Below are 18,148 nucleotides of genomic sequence, written 5' to 3'. Positions count from 1 at the left end.
GTCTGGTATTTAGTGCTTCAAAACTAAAACTTATACTCCAGACTACCCATCGAAGACTTTCTGTATCCTATCTATAGTTTCACAATTTTATATGAACCTATAGACAGTCCATCAGTATTAATAATTTGAACAAAATACATACCTTTCGTTAAAGACGAGCAATTGATCTGAGTGCTGCCTTCTTGCAATCTTCCAGACTTAATCGTTTGTCCGGTTTGATTGAGAATTTTATAAGATCGAATATCCGAATAGCCTTCAGTATTTACTTGCAAAAGATCATGAACAGGGTTGGGTCCAACAGTAATAGACTTCACCAATGGCAAATACACTTTTTGTATTTCAGAATAAACTGCATTACCCGAAACCAGCACTTCTTTCACGCGGTAGAAATCGTATCCCGATTTGAATCCAACATGTTTATAAGTATAGTATCCTTCTGCTTTTGATGTGCTGTATATTTTATTCCAGTTGATCCCATCATTACTGTATTCAAGTTCATAGCGGCTTATCAAGCTTTCGTCACCCACATTCCATTGCACATTGATGGCATCGGAACTTGCTTGTAGTTTCAATTGAATATAGTTTCCGCTTAATACACCCAGTGGTAAAGCGCAGGAAGTGAGATCATCGCCGTAGCCGTTTGGAAGGGTACCTATAGTTGTTAACGGGGTAGAGGGCGTTACCATTCGATACAATTGGTTATTACCGGCCACGCCCGGTGCTACTGTATAGGAACCGGTTGAAAGAAACAAATCTCCAACAGAGTTAAAGGCAATTCCTGTAAAACTTACACCGCCCGGTGTTGCTCTTGATGACAGAATTGTATCAACAGTAACACTGGCAACAGCAGTAGTAGGCAAAGGAGCTTTAATTCTGTAGAGTGCATAGTTTGCGGAGTTCGAAACCAGCATCCACAAATTTCCGCTTCCATCAAATGCCATATCCCCCGAGTTGAGATTTTTGATCTCGGCAACAGTATTGCCGGATGCGTCCTTAAAGGATTGCGTTAATAAAGTCCACGTGTTCCCACCAATACTATAGTAATAAAAAGCCGGATTGGTAGTAGGATATCCTTGCGCAGTGGTGGCTCCCGGATAAATAGTATAGTATCCCAAGCCATTATTACTTACCGCTCCGGACCGTATTTTTTGACCGGTAGGAATAGCAGGCGAGCTAGGTATTGCTAAACTTACTTTTGTTCCTGATATCGGGTTGTAGGAAATAAACTCGGTTGTACCAGACCCGGTTTGATTGAAGAAATAAAACTTCCCGTCCAAGGTACTATAGCCCAAGCCATTAGCATTGGCAGAAGACGACGCCGGAGAACCTATAGTAGCTGTGCCTGCGTTGTTTTTATTGATCGCTATAATTTGTCCGGATCCACTACCCGAAATGGAATTCAAACTATACAGGGTATCTGTATTGTTCGTACAAATTTGAGCTTGCGCTTTCTGGACCGCCACTAGAGCAATCACATAAACGACTTTTTTAATAATCGACTTCATAGGGTTGTTGATTAGAAGTGTAACGATTCCTTTCTTCACTTCATCATCTTGAAATAATTACGGTCTTACGATCTATAGTTGAATGATTCTTTCTTACGGTTAAAAAATAAGCACCTTTTGCCAAACGCGATACATCCCACAATTCCGACTTCACTCCTTCTGCTCCGGAAACCCATTCTTGCTTCACTGCTAGTCCAAGTGCATTTACCAATACAATTTGATAGGTTCCTTCTGTTTCGGGCGACCAAACAAACTGCAATTGACCATTTTGTGTTGGATTCGGATACACGGCCAAAGCTCCGGAACCACTTGTAGTTGCGCGTACACTAATGGTTTTACTATAAACCTCTTTTTCTACCAACCCAACCGTTCTAATTCGATAATAAACGGTACCCTTAAGCGGATTCGGATCTGCAAATTGGTAGATCGATCCTTTATTAGATGGAAGGCTTCCAATGGTTTCAAACTTAATAGCATTGTTTGAACGTTGTATTTCGTAGTATTCTACTTGCGAATCATCGCCATTTTCCCAGGACAGTTTTACAGACCCTGACTTTTGTTGCGCAGTAAAACTTACAAAATGGATGGGCAAGGATGAACTCAATGGAAACTCCATAACAGAAGCCGCCATTAAAATAGCAGCATATCCATGTGGATGCGTTGTACCCGGTGTAGAAACTCCTTGTAATGAAGCTTGCACATAATTGGCATCTGAACTTTGTACACTCATGGCAGGAGCAAAATCATTGATACGCGGATAAGTATCCGAATAAACATCGATCACTCCGTTAGAGGTGTTCTTCATATAATTCCATGCCTTTGTAGCTACTGTATTGTAGGAATTGCTGATCCAGCCACTATCGGATGCCACTTTCAACATGTACACAAACATGGCTGATCCGGTGGTTTCCAAATAGTTGCCAGACAAACTACTTCCCTTATCAACAACTTGGTACCACATTCCGGTTGTTGCATCTTGATAGGTTTGAATGCCTTGTGCCAGGTTCGAAATAGCAGTAATTAATTGTGCTCTCTTTGAGTGACCACTAGGAACATACTTCATAATATCTACCAAAGCCATGCAAAACCATCCCATGCCTCTAGACCAAACGCTCGGTGAATTTCCGGTAGTGGCGTTCGCCCAAGTTTCTGTTTTGGTAGAATTCCACGCATGCTTGATCAGTTTTGTAGTTGGATCGTAGAGCTGATTGTAGATATAAAGTGTTTGATTAACGGCGGTATCAATAGCGGCGGCATCACTAAACAGAGAGCCGTACTTGGCAAGAAAAGGATGCAACATATAAATACCATCGATCAAAATAATATTATTGTAAGAACCATTGTTCTTATGCCAGAAAATACCTCCGGTAGCGGTTTTGGGATAAGTTGCAGAAGCGCCCACATACATATTGCGAAGTGTTTGCGCTGCTGTTCTATATTTTGTAGCACCGGTCTTCTCATACAAAAACAATAATGAAATACCCGGATGTGTTCTGTCTAAACTATTGACGGTAGCACTGATCACACCCGATGAATTCACATAGGCATCTACGTATGTTTGAATGTAGTTGAGATACTTGGTAGAATCGGTGACTTGATTGTACACTTTCTCCATACCATGTGTGATAATGGTATTGGAATACTCCCATCCTTTGCTGGTTAAATTATTGATGTTTGGCTGATAACGAGCAACCATGGCATTGGAAAATTTCACAGACCAGGTACTATTCGGCGAAGTTTGTCCGAAAACGAAGGAGGAAACAATAAGAAATAAGCAGGTAAATACTTGTTTCATAGGTAAGGGATCAGTTTAAAAAGTACCGTTCGTTCTTGAGACCGAAAAGTACTCCGTTGGTTTAATAATTGCAATTACAAGAAACAGGAATTTACCCTTAGTAAGTATATAAAGGTCCAAATAAGACAATAACAGGTTAAGATTGTATCAATAAGGTCTTTATATATCCCTTGTAAACCGCGGCATTTTTAAATTTTTTAATAAAGTTGTCCCTACATTTTCAATGCTCAACCATTAAATCCAATAATTTGAAAACAATTTCTTAATAAATTGATCATCTAGCGGTTATCACTAATTGGTAGTTTGCATTAAAAATGAACGCCAACCCAAACTACTTACAACCTAATTTGCCTCACAACCTACAAAAGTTTCAAATTCCAATAGTTGTAGCTACTGAGGAAAGCGTAAAAGGCTATGGTCAACTTATTTCAGAAGCAAATGCTTGTAAAATTGAGATTACTCGATGGCCGGCACAAGGCTGGCGCCCGGTGGACACAGATTCGGGGGATGAAGGTGGCACCAAAGAAGGTATTTTCAGTAGTGAATGGAAAGGCGATTTATTGTATGGAAAAAATGAAGCAGTAGGCGGACATTACATACTTGGCTATGCGAAGTTACCGGAAGCATGCAAAGAAGATCATTCTGAAACACCCCAATCCATTTTACTTTGGCATGCGAACTACCACCCCGATGGAGGACAATTGTTTTTTCCACTTCAAGATCAACCCTATTTAGTACCGGTAGCATTACCCGGCGACGATATTCAACCGGAAAACTTCATCTGTTTTCTAGTACCGGCCAATAAAGGACTTTACATTCATGCCAATATCTGGCACGAAGGCGTTTTTGCAATCAAAGGCAAACAGCGCTTTCTCGACAAGCAAGGAGCTGTGCATGCACGTGTATCGGTAGATTTCGCGAGAGAGTTTGGTTGTTTGTTGGAGATTGATTTAAGCAAGCTCCCAGAGCTTATTCTTGGGTAGTCTACTTTAAGCACCAAATTACCGACAGCAAATTTCGAAATTGGTTAAAAAAATATACACATTGAGCTTAATATTGGAGAACATGCATGATTTGATCGGTTAGATTTGGGTAAACCGATTCAAAAAACTTGCTATGAGTGAAGCTTCTAACAGAAGACAGTTTTTAAAGTTGACCGCGCTGGCAGGCACCGGACTCAGTCTATCAAATACGTTGTCTGCAATGTATTACCCTCCATTAGATCCACAGCCCATTCAAAATACAAATGCATTCACAACTGCCGGTTTTGTACCGAATAGAGCAGCGAGCTGGTGGTGTGCATTGGAGGATATTCAATGGCCACAAAAACAGGTAATCGATAAAATAAAAAGAAGAGCAGAAGCATTTGCAAAAGCAGGAATTGATACTGCAATCAATTTTGGATTTCATAACCGATTCGATTTTTCCAACTATTTCTCTCAATTGCATGGGTATTATTCAACAGTAATAGAAGAACTACACAAAAATGGAGTTCGGTTTATGGATCACTATTCGTGTAATCATGTTTCAAGACCACGTTCTGAAGCCGATTTCAAATTCATCCATAAATATGAGCGTTTGGCTGTATTGCTATTCCCCGATCAAAAAGCGGCAAAATTCGCACAATACGAAGGGGTGTATTTTCAAGAAATTTGTGAAGTTGATCTAAGAGACGGCAGCAGAGGTTATGCAAGTCAATACCAATACGAAGCTTTCTGTCATAACAATCCCAAGTTTCTTGAGATGCACGCAAAATATTTGCGAAGACTCTTTTCGGATGTTCCATTCGATGGAGTGGAAGTAGACGATATGTGCTCGTATCCGGGAAACACTACTTGTGGTTGTCAGTACTGTAGAGAGCGATTTAAAAGGGATTATGGACACGAAATCCCTTCATTTGGGGACAAAGCCTTCTTTGGTGATATGACTAATAAGACCAATCTCGAATGGGGCAACTACGCCAATCCCGCCTACCGCGATTGGCTGAGAATGAAATCCGATTCAGTCCGCGATCACATTAAAATGATCAAAGAAATTTTGGGAGAAAAGCCGTTGATGACTTGTTGCTCGAACACAGGCCCAATCGTCTTAAATGCTGTAGCATTAGATCTAGAAAAAATGGCGCCCTATTTAGATATTTTCATGTTGGAAAATGTAGGAACCAATATTCTTAATGCCGATTGGGTGCAAATGGATGCGGAAGCTATGCATCAAAAGGACATTGCGGAAAAAAGGAACAATGCACCTGCCATCGCCTTGAGTTATGCACTGTTTGAAAAAGGTGCGTATATGGGTTGGGCTTTAGGAAGATTTTGGGGAGTTTCGAATTGGAGCAGTACCCTGAATGGACGTTTGGAGGAAGATCCTAAAAATGCCTTAGAAGCAGAAGATGCGATCAGTGCTTCTAACAATTGGGAAAAAAAGCACAGCGATTGGTACTTTAGAGAAGGATCTGATTTAGTTGAAATTAGAGTCGTAAACAATTATTACTGCAGAGAAAATGGTTGGCGAGATGAAAAAGGGAATGAGCATTGGGACCGTTCCAAAAACTGGAGCATACAACTTGTTAGAAACAATGTTGGCTATCGCTTTGTAAGATCCGAAGAATTGGCTGATGCCAATCAACTGCAGCAATCTGATACTCCCATGGTATTGGACGGAGTGGGATGTGTTTCCGATCAACAATTCATTGCACTAAAATCCTATTTAAGTAAAGGTGGAAAAGCTTGGATGGCATTGCCTTTTGGAACACATGATGAAAAAGGATTCGTTAGAAAATCTCCCCTGTCAAAAGAATTGATCGGAGCAAAATACAAAAACCTTCGCATCATTGACTCGTCAATAAATGGTGAGCCTTTGAAAAAAATGATTCAAGCCGGCATCTTTCACCCGGTTATAAAACAGGTGTCAGGTGATCCAAGATGGTCAGTAAAACTGCGTTTCTTCAATAAAAAACCGGTTCTGCATTTCATGAATACTTCGCTGGAAGCTGTTGCAGACAATGTAAAAGATTTGTCGGACATACCGCTTATGAAAGACCTGAAAAGTCCAATAACTAATAATCAGCTTCAATACGAAATCAATACGAGTCGCTTTTCTATACCGGAAATGACCGCGATGAGCCCTGAGCTAAAAGCAGAGAAAAGAACTGTGCGTGTAGCCCAATATGCTGCGAACAAAACAACCTTAAATGTAGATTTAACTGGAGTGGAAATCTATGCAGTTGTGCAACCCAAGTAGTTTTCTCATATATATTCTATACGTAAAAGGAGGGATTCTTCCCTCTTTTTTTTTATACTCCTGTAAAAGCAGTAAAACCTCCATCTACCGCAACTACGGTCCCAGTTACGAATTTTGAGGCATCACTCAATAACCAGATCAGCGCACCAACCAATTCTGTTGGATTCCCTAATCTATTAAAAGGAGTATTGGCAATGATCTTATTGGCTCGTTCGGTATAACTTCCATCTGTATTGGTTAGAAGAGTTTTATTTTGTTCAGTCAAAAAGAAACCCGGCATGATGGCATTCATTCGTATAGCATCTCCATATCGAGCCGCAAGTTCAGTTGCAAACCAACGGGTATAACAATCAATCGCTGCCTTCGACAAACTATACCCCAATACCCGTGTTAAGGCTTGATGTGCAGATACCGAAGAGATATTTACTATACTTCCTCCTCCCGAATTTTTGATGGACTCTCCAAATATTTGAGTAGGCAATAATGTCCCAAACAAATTCAACTGCATTACTTGTTGCAAGGCTTCCATGTTTAATTGAAAAACATCTTGCTGTGGTTGAACAACTGCTGCGGGTTGATTCCCACCGGCAGCGTTCACGAGTCCGTCGATACGGCCATAATTATCTATCACAAAATCTCTTGCGTCTTTCAGTTGCTCTTCTTTTAGAACATCAGCAACAAGTGTAAAAGCTTCTCCCCCACGGGATTTAACTTCAGCAACCCGTTGCTCCGCCACTTCCTTGTTCCTACCCAAAACACCAACGATGCCACCGGCCTCAGCAATGGATTTCACAAACTCTTTTCCCAAAATTCCGGTAGCTCCGGTCACTACAATAAGTTTTCCCTTAAGTGAAAACAATTCAGACATGTTCAATCAATTTAATTAGCTTATTTGGAGTAGATCAATCTCCCTTCAACGAAGGTAGCTTTTATCGAAATTGTGTCATCGAAAAGTACAATATCGGCATCTTTTCCTTCCTTTAAACTGCCTTTGGAGTGCAAAACATTCATTACACGAGCAGGGTTCTCTGTTATCATCTTTACAACAGACACAAGATCAAGACTTGTTTTAGATAGCATGGTTCGCACCAATCGATCTGCAGTAGCTACACTTCCTGCAAATGCTGAACGATCTGGCAGTTTGGCAACACCGTCTTCTATTAATACATGCATCCCATTTTTAATACTACCAAGAATAGATTCGGTAGTATTCAATCCTGCAGCTCGCATGGCATCGGTAATCAAAATTATTCTCGATGGATCTTTGAATTTAACAACCATTCTGAGTAATGGCTCCGGCAAATGAACACCATCGGCAATGATTTCTACATCCATTTCATCAATCATATATCCGGCTTCAATTACACCTGCATAACGAAATGCATTTCTTCTTGTAACACCCGACATGGCTGAATAAAAATGTGTAGCAAGCGAATACCCATTCTTAAATGCTTCAACTGCTTCTTCATATATGGCATCAGTATGCGCCATAGAGGGTAAAACACCTTTTGACACTAAAAACCGGCCAAATTCTAAAGCGCCTTCCAATTCAGGTGCTGCACTCCAACGTTTAATAAAGGGCCCCAACGCTAGTATTTCTTTGTACTCGATCGGATTCGGATCACGTATGAATTGGGGATCTTGTGCTCCGCGCTGACTCATCGCAAAATAGGGGCCTTCCAAGTGCAATCCGATAAAAGAAGCTCCTTTCTTGTTCATTTTTGATGCATTCCGATAAGCGTTGAGCGTGTCCAATAACTCTTCTTTAGACCCTGACAATGTGGTAGGAAGCATCGCAGTTGTTCCAAACTGAGCGTGCAATTCTGCAATGGCTAAAAATGCCTCTTCGGTTCCATCCATAAAATCGAATCCTGCGCCACCGTGAACATGAATATCGATAAACCCAGGACTTACGTACAATCCACTTGCATCAATTGTTTGCGCATCCAAAACAGGTTCTGCAATTGAGTTTACCGCGCTGATTTTACCATTGTCGACAATTACTTGACCTCCAGGAATCAATCCGTGCTCAGAAATTACGGTACCATTGATGATGTTGATTTTCGACATGACTAAGGATTCAATTTGAGTGCCCATTTCAGCGCTTCAGTGGTAGTAAAATACTTAGCCAACAGCGCTTGCTTTTCCCACTTAGGAACAGAATTCTTGTTCAAATAATCTATATACTTCAATACAACTTTCGAAAAAGTGGTTTCATGATCTAATTGCAAAGATGATGGAATTAAAATGCGCCATCCTTTGTCTGTTTTTTCCAATCCTATTCCCGGATACTTGCTTGCCAATTTTTCTATCACGAGTTCCAAGTTCTTTCTATAGCTTTCGCTTATCGTTATTGGTTCAATGAATAACTCGGGTTGGAAGTTTTGTTCGGCTCCTTGTCGAATCACTAAATTTGCTTTGGTTCCTCTAATGATCGAGTAGTGAGTATCCCCGGCTCCTGTAGGTGCCTCATAATTCCAGATAGCAGCGAGTTTCACCACTACTCCTTTAATTTTATAGATCATTTCACCATTCGAATAAACATTCAATGCCCCTGCTTTAATATCTTTTTGCAAATAATCAGGAAAGGAATTTTCTCCTGTTACTTTGGTGAATTGTTCCTTTGAGATTACGGTAGGCCATCTTTTTGCATTAAGTATTTGAATATCTTTTTTGTATTCCAGGGGCTGATTGTAGAAGCATTGCCATTGAACCAAATCAACTAAATGTGTACTTACATCAACGATCCCTTCTCCTTGCTGTTCCACATCAAAATACCATTCCGGACGCTGGAGTGGTTTCCCTGAAACAGTTTTGAAAAAGTGATGAACACTTTCCATTTCAACCGCCGGTTGATCAATACTCCCTTTCAGAAGGGTGCCAAACAACTCCGGAAATTGCATTAATTCCTTTTGCAAAGCATTACTGGCCTGGTAGCGTTCCGTCATAATATCCAGTAACAGAACTGATTTTTGCTCGGCTTGAACAAAGGTCTTTTTTAACAATTCAAAACCGGCTGAATTTATGGCCATCGGTTTGTCGGAAAACACATTAATCCTCGCCTCAACCGCCTTTGAAATATATGTGGTTTTAAGCTTATTGTTTCCCGCGAGCACAACTACATTTCCTTTTCGCTCATTCAACATTCGCTCAAAATAATCGCTTCCGGTGTATACGATTTCATTCCAGTTTGTTGGTCGATTGTCACGTTTATTGTATCCTTCAATTAGGGAAAGATGATTCTTCAAGGCCTGGCTATTGGCTGGCGCATAAACATAAACGGTAGAGTCTACCCCTGGGTACGCCGACTTTTGAATCAATGCCGCATGAAAATGTGCTGGATCCAGCGTAATCAATTTCACAATTCTTGTTTTACCTTGGGACATTGCATTCGTACAAAATGAAATGACCCCAATTAGTAAGCAAAAGCTCCATTTAAAAGTTCCGAACCAGTTTTTCACCTAAAATCAATTTTAAACTGTTTTAATAAAAGTTGTTTTAGCTGCAGAGGCCTCGTCTAAAAACAAAATTACCTTGGCGTGCTCCCTCAATACAGTTGAAGGAAATCTAGTATCAATATTTTCGTACATCGTATTGTAAACAGCTTGCGCTTTCCGCTCTCCCGGTACAACACAACTAATATATGCAGCCGCCATTAAAGCCGGAATTGTGAGTGTGATCGCTTTTTCGGGTACCGTATCTAAACTAGGAAAACAACCATCATTAACTTGTTGCTGGCGGCATTCATTGTCTAATGTAACAATCTTCACCCTAACAGGGTCCTTAAAATTCGCTACGGGAGGATCATTAAAGGCCAAATGTCCATTCTCTCCAATGCCCATGCATACGATGTCTGTTGGAAAAGCTTCCAACAACTGCGAATATCGTTCACATTCTGATTGCGGATCACTGCATGCGCCATTAATATAAAAAACATTTCTAAAGGGCAGCTGAGAAAAAAGCTCCTTCTTCAAAAAAAATCCAAAACTTTGAACCGCACCCGCAGGCAATCCAATGTATTCATCCATGTGAAATGCATTCACTCGTTCCCAGTCAACAACTTCTTTCCTCAAAGCCTCTAGCATTTCCAATTGCGAAGGAGCGGCTGCAAAAACGATGTTCACCACTTCTTGTTGTTGCAGTAAGTTTCTAATACGTTCTGCAACCATGGATGCAGCAGCATAACCCATTTTTTTACGAGTTCCATATATTTTAACTTTCATCATACCCGCTAACGTTGTTCCAATCATTTCAAATTATTTATTGACTAATTCTAGTGGAAGGGAGCGATGCTTCCAAGTTCGAATCTTATGTCCTTTGAATGCATAAAAAAGCAAATACAAGTAACAAGGTAGGAGAACCCAATAAGCTAATCGGTGACTCGACTGATCTGCGAAGTAACCATAAACCAAAGGCAACATGGCATTACCACAAAGCCCCATAACTAATAAGGAGGCCCCTACCTTTGTAAATCGCCCTAATCCGTTCAAGGCCAATGGCCAGATGCCTGCCCAAATCAATGAATTGGCCAAGCCTAATAGCACCAAAAAAATCAAACTAATATCACTGGTATGACCCAACCAAGTAACTGTACCTTCTGCCAATACAATTAGAACACTTAATACTGTTCCCAAACTTGTACATATTTTCAAGGCACTCGTTTGAGAAAAAAATCTCGGAATACAAATGATACCTGTGATATATCCTACTATGGTAGTAGTTAAAATATAAGAAGGAAAAACTTTAGCTTCAGTTAATTGAATATTCATGGAGGCCGCATATCCGATCACCGTATCCACCGCAACTACCTGAGTTCCAACATGCAAAAAAATTGCAATAGCACCCAAAATCAAATGCGGAAATTCCACAATACTCTTTTTATCAGCATTCACAGCAGCCTCGGTTTCATCTTCTTTCTCCGTATCTATTTCAGGCAATGGCGAAAACCGAACCATCAAGCCCAATATTACCAACACGGTTCCTACCAAGGCATACGGAACCATCACTCTTCGAATTAAGCCGTCTAAAACAATCTCACGTTCTTCCGCTCCCATTTGTGGGATTCTGGCGAATAAACTTGCATCATCAGAACGCAGGATGACTGCTGCAAATAGTAATGGTGCAATAATTCCTGCGCCTTTATTGCATATCCCAACAATACTGATTCGTTGCGCAGCACGTTCCTTCGCGCCTAACACTGTTACATAAGGATTGGCAGCAGTTTGCAAAATGGTTAATCCGGTTCCTATTAAAAAAAGCCCCGCTAAAAAAACTGAATATTGTCTGTCTATTGCCGCAACAATAAAAGTAAACGCGCCTGCTGCCATAAAGAAAAAGCCGAGCATCATGCCTTTTTTAAATCCGTATTTTCTTAATACAAAAGAAGCGGGTATTGCAAGTACTAGATAAGAAATGTAAAAAGCGAAGGCAACAAAATAGGATTCAAGATTATTGAGTTCACAAGCAATTTTAAAATAAGGAATGAGAATTGCATTTACCCATGTTACGAAACCAAAAACGAAAAATAAGACCCCAATGAGGATCATCGAAACAATCGTATCTTTTTTACTTAAGGCACTCGCCTGCAACATATGGTAAGTTTGTTATTTTCTAGCAGCTGAAAACGCTTCTTTCACTACTAAATATTTCTCAGGAAATTTAACCGGATCTTGATGACAGTAAATCAATACACCATCCGCTGATCTTCTACCCCGATCAATCACTTCTTTTACATAAGCGGGTGTTGACTCTCCTATCCCGCTATGCCCGGTTGCATATACATCTAAGAATATTAGGAAGCCCGGACGAAATAGTTGGCGCATTTCAGTAATTTCTTTCTCAACAAAAGACGCATTATCTAAATTATACGCCACCGATTCATTTCGATAGGGAAACAAGATTCCATCCAAATATTTACCATAATCATTCGCAAACTGAGCCGTTACCTGATCATAATAGGCGCAAGGTATAAAAGCGAAATTTGGATTGATAGCTTTCGTTTTAGCAATAACATTCTCCATATAGGATGGTGTAAAAAAGCTCAAATTGTGAACAAAGTCGTCGATACTCCAAGCCACAAAATTGGAGTATTGCTTACTAAGCTGAGCCAATGTTGTTCCCCATTTTTCAAAATCTAGTTTAAAGGGTTCAGAAAAATCCTTTTGAAATGGGGGTGCCTCCGAAGGCGGAATAAGCGTAATCCATACTTTAATATTCGCTGTTTTTGCAAGAGGCAGGAATTTTTTGAAAGCGTTCAAATCGGAACCGGAGCCCCAACTCAACCAATGATAGGTGTTTGCTTTGATGTCTTTCAATTGTTGAATCAAGGTTACATAGTCTACTGCACCTGTTTTTGTTTTTGGCGGAAAAGCATAGGTAGCAAGGGTCCCTTTTAAACCCTGCTCTATATTAGCCTCAGACTTCGTAGTAACCTGGGAAGCTACTACACCCACATTCTTCATCGCTATGCTTACTGCTTTTACGATGCGGTCTTCAACATCATCGGCGAAAGGCCCAGGCATACCATAATATATCATACTCTCCCCTCCTTCGTATCCACCTTCTTTTAACACACGCTTAGAAGGTATATAGCAAGTAACTTCACTGCAGTATCCTGCCACATATAGATTTTCTTTGGGAAACATTTTCTTAAATAAAAGGGAATAATCCACAACCACTTCATCTGCAAGTCCAATAATAGTTAAGTCTGTATTGAATCGAACCACTTGAATAGAGTACTGCAATCTGTCGACTGACCATCCCTTATTATATGCTTCTAACATCAACTTAGCACGACGTTGTAGAAAAGGATTGCTTCCTTTGATATCTTTCTGGTACGAAGCCAAATCAAAATTTTGAAAGGCGAGATACACGGGATTAAAATCAGTCCTTATGGGAGCTTCTACTTTCTTTAATGTTGTTGTCAGCACTTTTTGGACTGCTGTTGCTAGTGTAGTACCATGCTGATTCACATATTCCACTTTCCCGCGTGGCGATGGATTTTGATCCCCCCCGCAACCCATCAAAAAAAGAGCAGTAGTACCGGGGTTGTCTTTTTCTAGTTTTGCCTGTGCAAAGCCTGCATAATCACCGTTTATCCGAAAATTATCGTCTACCAATGTTGTATTGTGGCATGCATACCCAAAAAGTACAGCTTTCATCAATCCTTTTCGATCCATCACCTTTAAAACCGGAACATCATGATCTACCGGGCCGTTTGGGTTGAATTCTTTTCTTCTATTAATAGCAAAATCAGCTGAACCATGTCCACTAAACAACTGCACTTCACTTAGATCTTTCATGGCTGCATCAATTACCGACACTATTTTCTGAGTCAGCTCTTGATCATACGATGCAATTTTGGCTTGGTCTTCCAACCCAAAATCATAAATAGCATCAACACAAGGCCAAACAATGGGTGCCGAATGCGTATGCGAAGAATTAAGCAATAACTGTGAACGTCGAATTCCATATTTTTTCTGGGCCGCTGAGAATACGTCCTGAACAATTTCTTTCGACAATCCGAGAATATCAACTGTTACAATAATGATTCTTGCATCGTTACTTTCTTCAATCACCAGCGCTTTCGCCCAAATGGGCTGTAAAACGCCCGTTGCCGGTGATGTACGACTGGCATAGCCATTGATCCATGCCGGCACTTGCGGAGTAATGTCCACTTTTGCAACGCCTGCCTTCAATCCGGCATTTGCTACTGCCGATTGTAGCAAGAGTGCAAAAAATAAAACACAAAATAGTCTACGAAACTGAGTCATTTCAGTCGATTTATTTTTTTAAAGGAGAAGCGATGCTGACCAAATCGGTACGAGTATGTCCATTTTCAGTTATTCTTGCCAAAGTATAAATTGTACCATCTTTCCCTACCGCTATGGAGTTAACATAAAGGGGACGATCTCCATTGGAATAAAAAATAGCTCCATTGTCTACGTAATGATGGGTCATCACATTGTAGGTTACCAAATGTAAATCTTCCAGCCCTTTCGCTTCACCCATGGCGGTTTTGTCTTTTCCTTTTACACGCTTACCATTCACAATTACCGGCCCACCGGTTAGGTAGTGCAGTGTTTTATTATCGGGTCCGAAAATAAAGCCCAGATATCCGTAGCTGAACTGGTCGAACATTCCCGTTTCTTTGGAAGGCTGAGAAGTGATTCGATCTAGTACGGTGATGCGTTCATCTTTGGGATCAAACTTGAACAAATAACCGGAGTTTCCGTGTACTCCGAAAAAGGCTTTTGCTACAGGGCTCCAAACAATCTGGCGCCAATTGTAACCCATATGCCCCGGTGACGATGGATCGTATAGGCCAAAGTAATCTTTCTTCATGTCTTCATCTATTCTTACTAAACGTGATGCTCCCGGAGTGTACTTTAAGATCGCACCCTCCGAATTCGTCATGTAAGCATTACCGGTAGTAGGATCAATGGCAATTGCTCTACAGAGCGTTCTGAATGCAGCGCCTCTCCCATCTTCCCCTTCACCTGAAACAGGCTCAATTTCACGAACTATTTTGCTCTTTACGTCGCAAGTAATAAAATAACCTGTAGGCCACGTAATAGCATACATCATACCCCTAGCGGTATCCATACTCATGGTAAGAATTCCTTCTTTCCTCGGAGCCAAGCCTAAATCTTCGAATTTTGCAGTTTTTAGATCGTACGAAAGAAAATGACCTCCGGGATATTCTTTGTATCCTGCAGGAGGGATACCCATTTTCTCCATCCCGTCTACCATACTGTAATATCCTACGTGTGTACCGAAATACAATTTACCTTTCGACTCTACAAACTTAACATGGCTCTTGCCCTGCGAAATGGTTTTAAGCCCTTTTTCACCACAAGCCTCCGTTAAATCTCCTACTAGCTTCACTTTTCCGGTCTTCGGATTAAAGCTGTACATAATACCCCCTGTATCGATCGACTGAGAGCTCAGTACATAGTAAACATTCCCATCACTGGCAACTGAAATGGCATTGTAAGTATCGTGTGCGATAGAGAATCCGGAATTATACGTTTTTGCAGGCAATTTACCTTGCGCCATACTACCTACACTTAGAACCAGACCAAGAGCCATTAATACGATCGTCTTTTTCATCTATTCAGAAATTTCTATTTAATTGATTTTTTAATTGCCTCAGCGTTGGCATGAACTTTCTCCAAAGCGTTGTAGATATCATTCATATCTTCTTTCTCTGTTAACAAAGTGGAATGGAATATCCATAATGCTTCTTCGTTGCATAGCTTATCATTAACAGGACATTCGTTTCGCTTGTTATACACATTTATATCCAGTTCTTTAGCTGTATACATTTTACGATAGTTCTTCGACTGGAAAGCATTCGCCAGATAAGGCATTTTGTTAAGTGGGGCATAGCCTTCCATTACCGGAATTCCTTCAGCTTTCATAGCTTTCACAAAATCGGGGCGCGACAACCCTTTAAACTCGTTTTTATTATATCGAAACGCAAACAAGTGAAAAGCGGCTTTAGTAACATTCTCGTACAGTCGATAGGGTGTAATTCCGGGTATACTCATAATTTTAGAGCGGAGATAAGTGGCATTTTCATGACGCTTATCCGTTTGAGCTTGCAAGCGCTTTAATTGAACTAACCCAATAGCCGCTTGGTACTCCGTCCAGCGAAGTTTGTTTCCTGGGATCAGCGTACCTGCGCTTACATTTCCCACCATGGCTCCATAAGGATTTCCATAGTTGTGGTAAGAATAACAACGATCCATCAAAGCGTCATTATTACTTGTAATGGCTCCGCCCTCACCAATGGCTAAATTTTTGGAATTTTGAAAACTAAAGCACCCTGCATCTCCAAAACTTCCAACCCTTTGATGATTGATTTCTGCCAAATGCGCTTGACAAGCGTCTTCTATCACCAATAATTGATGCTTCTTGGCAATTTTCATGATACTTGCCATATCTGCAGGCATTCCTAAAATATGCACCGGAACGATGGCTTTTGTTTTAGAAGTGATTTTCGCCTCAATCTTTTTCGGATCAATCTGAAAAGTTTCGGGATCCACATCTACAAAAATGGGGATTGCACCGGTGGCTAATACAGCTGCCGCTGTCGCAATAAAAGTGTAAACAGGAATAATCACCTCATCACCGGCACCAATATTTGACTGCATTAAAGAAACAATAAGCGCATTGGTACCATTTACTACACTTAAACTTCTTTTAGTACCAATTTCCTTCGCCCATTTCTCTTCAAACTCCTTCACTAAAGCAGCTCTCGACCAAACTCCGCTGCGAAGATTGTCGACAACTAATTTCTCATCGGTTTCAACATTCCATATGGGCCATTCAGGCCAAGGCTTACTTCGAATTGGTGCACCTCCCAAGATTGCCGGTTTAAAAGCATCATCACTCCCAATATTCATCGAAAAGGTATTAGAGGGACTCAATAATATTCCGGCGGTAGTAAGCCCGGTCAGTTTGATAAAATGTCTTCTTGCATTGAAAGCTTGTTCCTGATCCATAGTCGTTGTTTTCGGATGAGAGATATATTCTTACCAATTTCTTTTGATCGTTTTTTTTGCTTTGTCTAACACGGTACGCGGCGAAACAGCTATTCCTCCCTTTCTTCTACTTTCATGGGCGGCCTCCATGAACGCGTAAATCTCAATCGTTTCCTCCGCTGTTACAGGAGCAATACCGGTTTGGAAAAACTGAATTATTTTTTTAAGCAAAGCTTCATATCCTGAATAAGGACCAATTTTTTGTATACCCTTTTCGCCAAATGCAATTGCACCATATTCGTTGGCTCCGTTTCTTGTTCCTCTAAAGGAACCGATTCTTCCATCGTTCCAAACACCAACCACTAAATCGGTATTTTCGGTATAGGTTCTGGAAACAGAAGCGCATCCTTTGCCTAAAAGGGAAAACATCATTTCAATACCATGAATGCCATACCAAAAAAAATCGGGATGACTGGGCTCAAGAGTGCTTGGGCTAAAAGTGTCTGCTCCTAATACTTTACCCACACGTTCGCCGGAAGCTGTTTCCTGAACAAATTCATTGTAGCGCAATGAGGACGAAGAAAAAACAGGTACTTTATAATGCTGGGCCGCCTCGTAAACAGACAGTACATCGGATAGAGAAGCCGCCACCGGCTTATCGATGAACACTTTTTTACCCGATTTGAATACTTTCAATGCCTGTTCCAAATGGGGTTTCCCATCATTTGTTTCAAGCATTACTACATCCACTTTAGAAAGGAGCTCGTCTATGGAACCCACTATTTCTACTCCGTATTTTTTTACTTCTTCAATATAGGATGGAATGCGTTCGTAACTACTTTTGATGGTTTTACTTCCTTGCGGGAAAGCTGCTACAATTCTGTAACCGCCATATGCTGGGTCGGGTTGAGCAGCATTTAACTCTTCCACAAATGCTGTGCTGTGAGAAGTATCCAATCCAATGATACCCACTCGGCCTCCGGCGGGAATTCCCTCCAACATATGCTGGGCAGCAGGCTTCTTCTCTACCATTCCATTTGCATGTTGCAAAATGCCCAATGCCGAAGTACCTGCTACAGCAGTTTTGAAAAAACCTCTTCTATTATAAAAGCTACTCATGC

Annotated in this window: 13 protein-coding genes; 2 read left to right on the top strand and 11 right to left on the bottom strand. The window is 40.8% G+C overall.

Features of this window, described 5'->3' with window-relative positions:
- Window positions 1–71 precede the first annotated feature (71 nt).
- Together ACQ2HE_RS11035 and ACQ2HE_RS11030 are read right to left on the bottom strand one after the other, a co-directional pair.
- Window positions 72–1,505: a T9SS type A sorting domain-containing protein gene (locus ACQ2HE_RS11035; RefSeq protein ID WP_430899527.1), complete on the bottom strand. Its 1,434-nt coding sequence runs from the start codon at window positions 1,503–1,505 to the stop codon at window positions 72–74.
- A gap of 43 nt (window positions 1,506–1,548) precedes the next feature.
- Window positions 1,549–3,300, bottom strand: a complete 1,752-nt coding sequence (locus tag ACQ2HE_RS11030; RefSeq protein ID WP_430899529.1) for a glycoside hydrolase family 88 protein — start codon at window positions 3,298–3,300, stop codon at window positions 1,549–1,551.
- Between the two features lie 314 nt (window positions 3,301–3,614).
- On the opposite strand from ACQ2HE_RS11030, the gene ACQ2HE_RS11025 reads away from it, so the two are divergent.
- Both ACQ2HE_RS11025 and ACQ2HE_RS11020 read left to right on the top strand, forming a co-directional pair.
- A complete protein-coding gene (locus tag ACQ2HE_RS11025; protein WP_430899531.1) occupies window positions 3,615–4,283 on the top strand; it encodes an ureidoglycolate lyase in 669 nt (222 codons plus the stop codon).
- Between the two features lie 133 nt (window positions 4,284–4,416).
- The gene (locus ACQ2HE_RS11020; protein WP_430899533.1) at window positions 4,417–6,540 is read left to right on the top strand and encodes an alpha-amylase family protein; all 2,124 of its coding nucleotides are present in this window, start codon (window positions 4,417–4,419) and stop codon (window positions 6,538–6,540) included.
- 52 nt (window positions 6,541–6,592) lie between these two features.
- Here the strand turns inward: ACQ2HE_RS11020 and ACQ2HE_RS11015 are convergent, their stop codons facing one another.
- From ACQ2HE_RS11015 to ACQ2HE_RS10975, 9 genes are all read right to left on the bottom strand, one after another.
- Window positions 6,593–7,408 (bottom strand): SDR family oxidoreductase, encoded by an 816-nt coding sequence (locus tag ACQ2HE_RS11015; RefSeq protein WP_430899535.1) that lies wholly within the window; start codon window positions 7,406–7,408, stop codon window positions 6,593–6,595.
- 20 nt (window positions 7,409–7,428) lie between these two features.
- Window positions 7,429–8,610, bottom strand: a complete 1,182-nt coding sequence (gene nagA, locus ACQ2HE_RS11010) for an N-acetylglucosamine-6-phosphate deacetylase (protein ID WP_430899537.1) — start codon at window positions 8,608–8,610, stop codon at window positions 7,429–7,431.
- Between the two features lie 2 nt (window positions 8,611–8,612).
- Window positions 8,613–9,902, bottom strand: coding sequence for a putative oxidoreductase C-terminal domain-containing protein (locus ACQ2HE_RS11005; RefSeq protein ID WP_430899539.1), 1,290 nt, complete (start codon window positions 9,900–9,902; stop codon window positions 8,613–8,615).
- A gap of 111 nt (window positions 9,903–10,013) precedes the next feature.
- A complete protein-coding gene (locus tag ACQ2HE_RS11000; RefSeq protein ID WP_430899541.1) occupies window positions 10,014–10,790 on the bottom strand; it encodes a glucosamine-6-phosphate deaminase in 777 nt (258 codons plus the stop codon).
- A 6-nt stretch (window positions 10,791–10,796) separates the two neighbouring features.
- On the bottom strand, window positions 10,797–12,131 hold the full coding sequence (locus tag ACQ2HE_RS10995; protein ID WP_430899543.1) for a sugar MFS transporter: 1,335 nt from the start codon (window positions 12,129–12,131) through the stop codon (window positions 10,797–10,799).
- Between the two features lie 12 nt (window positions 12,132–12,143).
- On the bottom strand, window positions 12,144–14,312 hold the full coding sequence (locus ACQ2HE_RS10990) for a neutral/alkaline non-lysosomal ceramidase N-terminal domain-containing protein (RefSeq protein ID WP_430899545.1): 2,169 nt from the start codon (window positions 14,310–14,312) through the stop codon (window positions 12,144–12,146).
- 10 nt (window positions 14,313–14,322) lie between these two features.
- A complete protein-coding gene (locus ACQ2HE_RS10985; RefSeq protein WP_430899547.1) occupies window positions 14,323–15,651 on the bottom strand; it encodes an NHL repeat-containing protein in 1,329 nt (442 codons plus the stop codon).
- A 14-nt stretch (window positions 15,652–15,665) separates the two neighbouring features.
- Entirely contained in the window at window positions 15,666–17,048 is a 1,383-nt protein-coding gene (locus tag ACQ2HE_RS10980) for a DegT/DnrJ/EryC1/StrS family aminotransferase (protein WP_430899549.1), read from the bottom strand.
- 30 nt (window positions 17,049–17,078) lie between these two features.
- Window positions 17,079–18,146 carry a Gfo/Idh/MocA family protein gene (locus tag ACQ2HE_RS10975; RefSeq protein ID WP_430899551.1) on the bottom strand — a complete coding sequence of 356 codons (1,068 nt, stop codon included), beginning with the start codon at window positions 18,144–18,146 and terminating at the stop codon, window positions 17,079–17,081.
- Window positions 18,147–18,148: the final 2 nt, after the last annotated feature.

Origin of the sequence: Endoryza foliicola, assembly GCF_050589245.1 — a bacterium.
GTDB lineage: Bacteria > Bacteroidota > Bacteroidia > Chitinophagales > Chitinophagaceae > Endoryza > Endoryza foliicola.
The sequence above is the reverse complement of the archived record's forward strand: the minus strand, read 5'-3'. Positions and strand labels throughout refer to the sequence as shown.

Excerpts from the sequence above, each read along its gene's own strand:
- ACQ2HE_RS11035 (WP_430899527.1), bottom strand. The coding sequence starts at position 1,505 with ATGAAGTCGATTATTAAAAAAGTCGTTTATGTGATTGCTCTAGTGGCG.
- ACQ2HE_RS11030 (WP_430899529.1), bottom strand. The coding sequence starts at position 3,300 with ATGAAACAAGTATTTACCTGCTTATTTCTTATTGTTTCCTCCTTCGTT.
- ACQ2HE_RS11025 (WP_430899531.1), top strand. The coding sequence starts at position 3,615 with ATGAACGCCAACCCAAACTACTTACAACCTAATTTGCCTCACAACCTA.
- ACQ2HE_RS11020 (WP_430899533.1), top strand. The coding sequence starts at position 4,417 with ATGAGTGAAGCTTCTAACAGAAGACAGTTTTTAAAGTTGACCGCGCTG.
- ACQ2HE_RS11015 (WP_430899535.1), bottom strand. The coding sequence starts at position 7,408 with ATGTCTGAATTGTTTTCACTTAAGGGAAAACTTATTGTAGTGACCGGA.
- nagA (WP_430899537.1), bottom strand. The coding sequence starts at position 8,610 with ATGTCGAAAATCAACATCATCAATGGTACCGTAATTTCTGAGCACGGA.
- ACQ2HE_RS11000 (WP_430899541.1), bottom strand. The coding sequence starts at position 10,790 with ATGATTGGAACAACGTTAGCGGGTATGATGAAAGTTAAAATATATGGA.
- ACQ2HE_RS10995 (WP_430899543.1), bottom strand. The coding sequence starts at position 12,131 with ATGTTGCAGGCGAGTGCCTTAAGTAAAAAAGATACGATTGTTTCGATG.
- ACQ2HE_RS10990 (WP_430899545.1), bottom strand. The coding sequence starts at position 14,312 with ATGACTCAGTTTCGTAGACTATTTTGTGTTTTATTTTTTGCACTCTTG.
- ACQ2HE_RS10985 (WP_430899547.1), bottom strand. The coding sequence starts at position 15,651 with ATGAAAAAGACGATCGTATTAATGGCTCTTGGTCTGGTTCTAAGTGTA.
- ACQ2HE_RS10980 (WP_430899549.1), bottom strand. The coding sequence starts at position 17,048 with ATGGATCAGGAACAAGCTTTCAATGCAAGAAGACATTTTATCAAACTG.
- ACQ2HE_RS10975 (WP_430899551.1), bottom strand. The coding sequence starts at position 18,146 with ATGAGTAGCTTTTATAATAGAAGAGGTTTTTTCAAAACTGCTGTAGCA.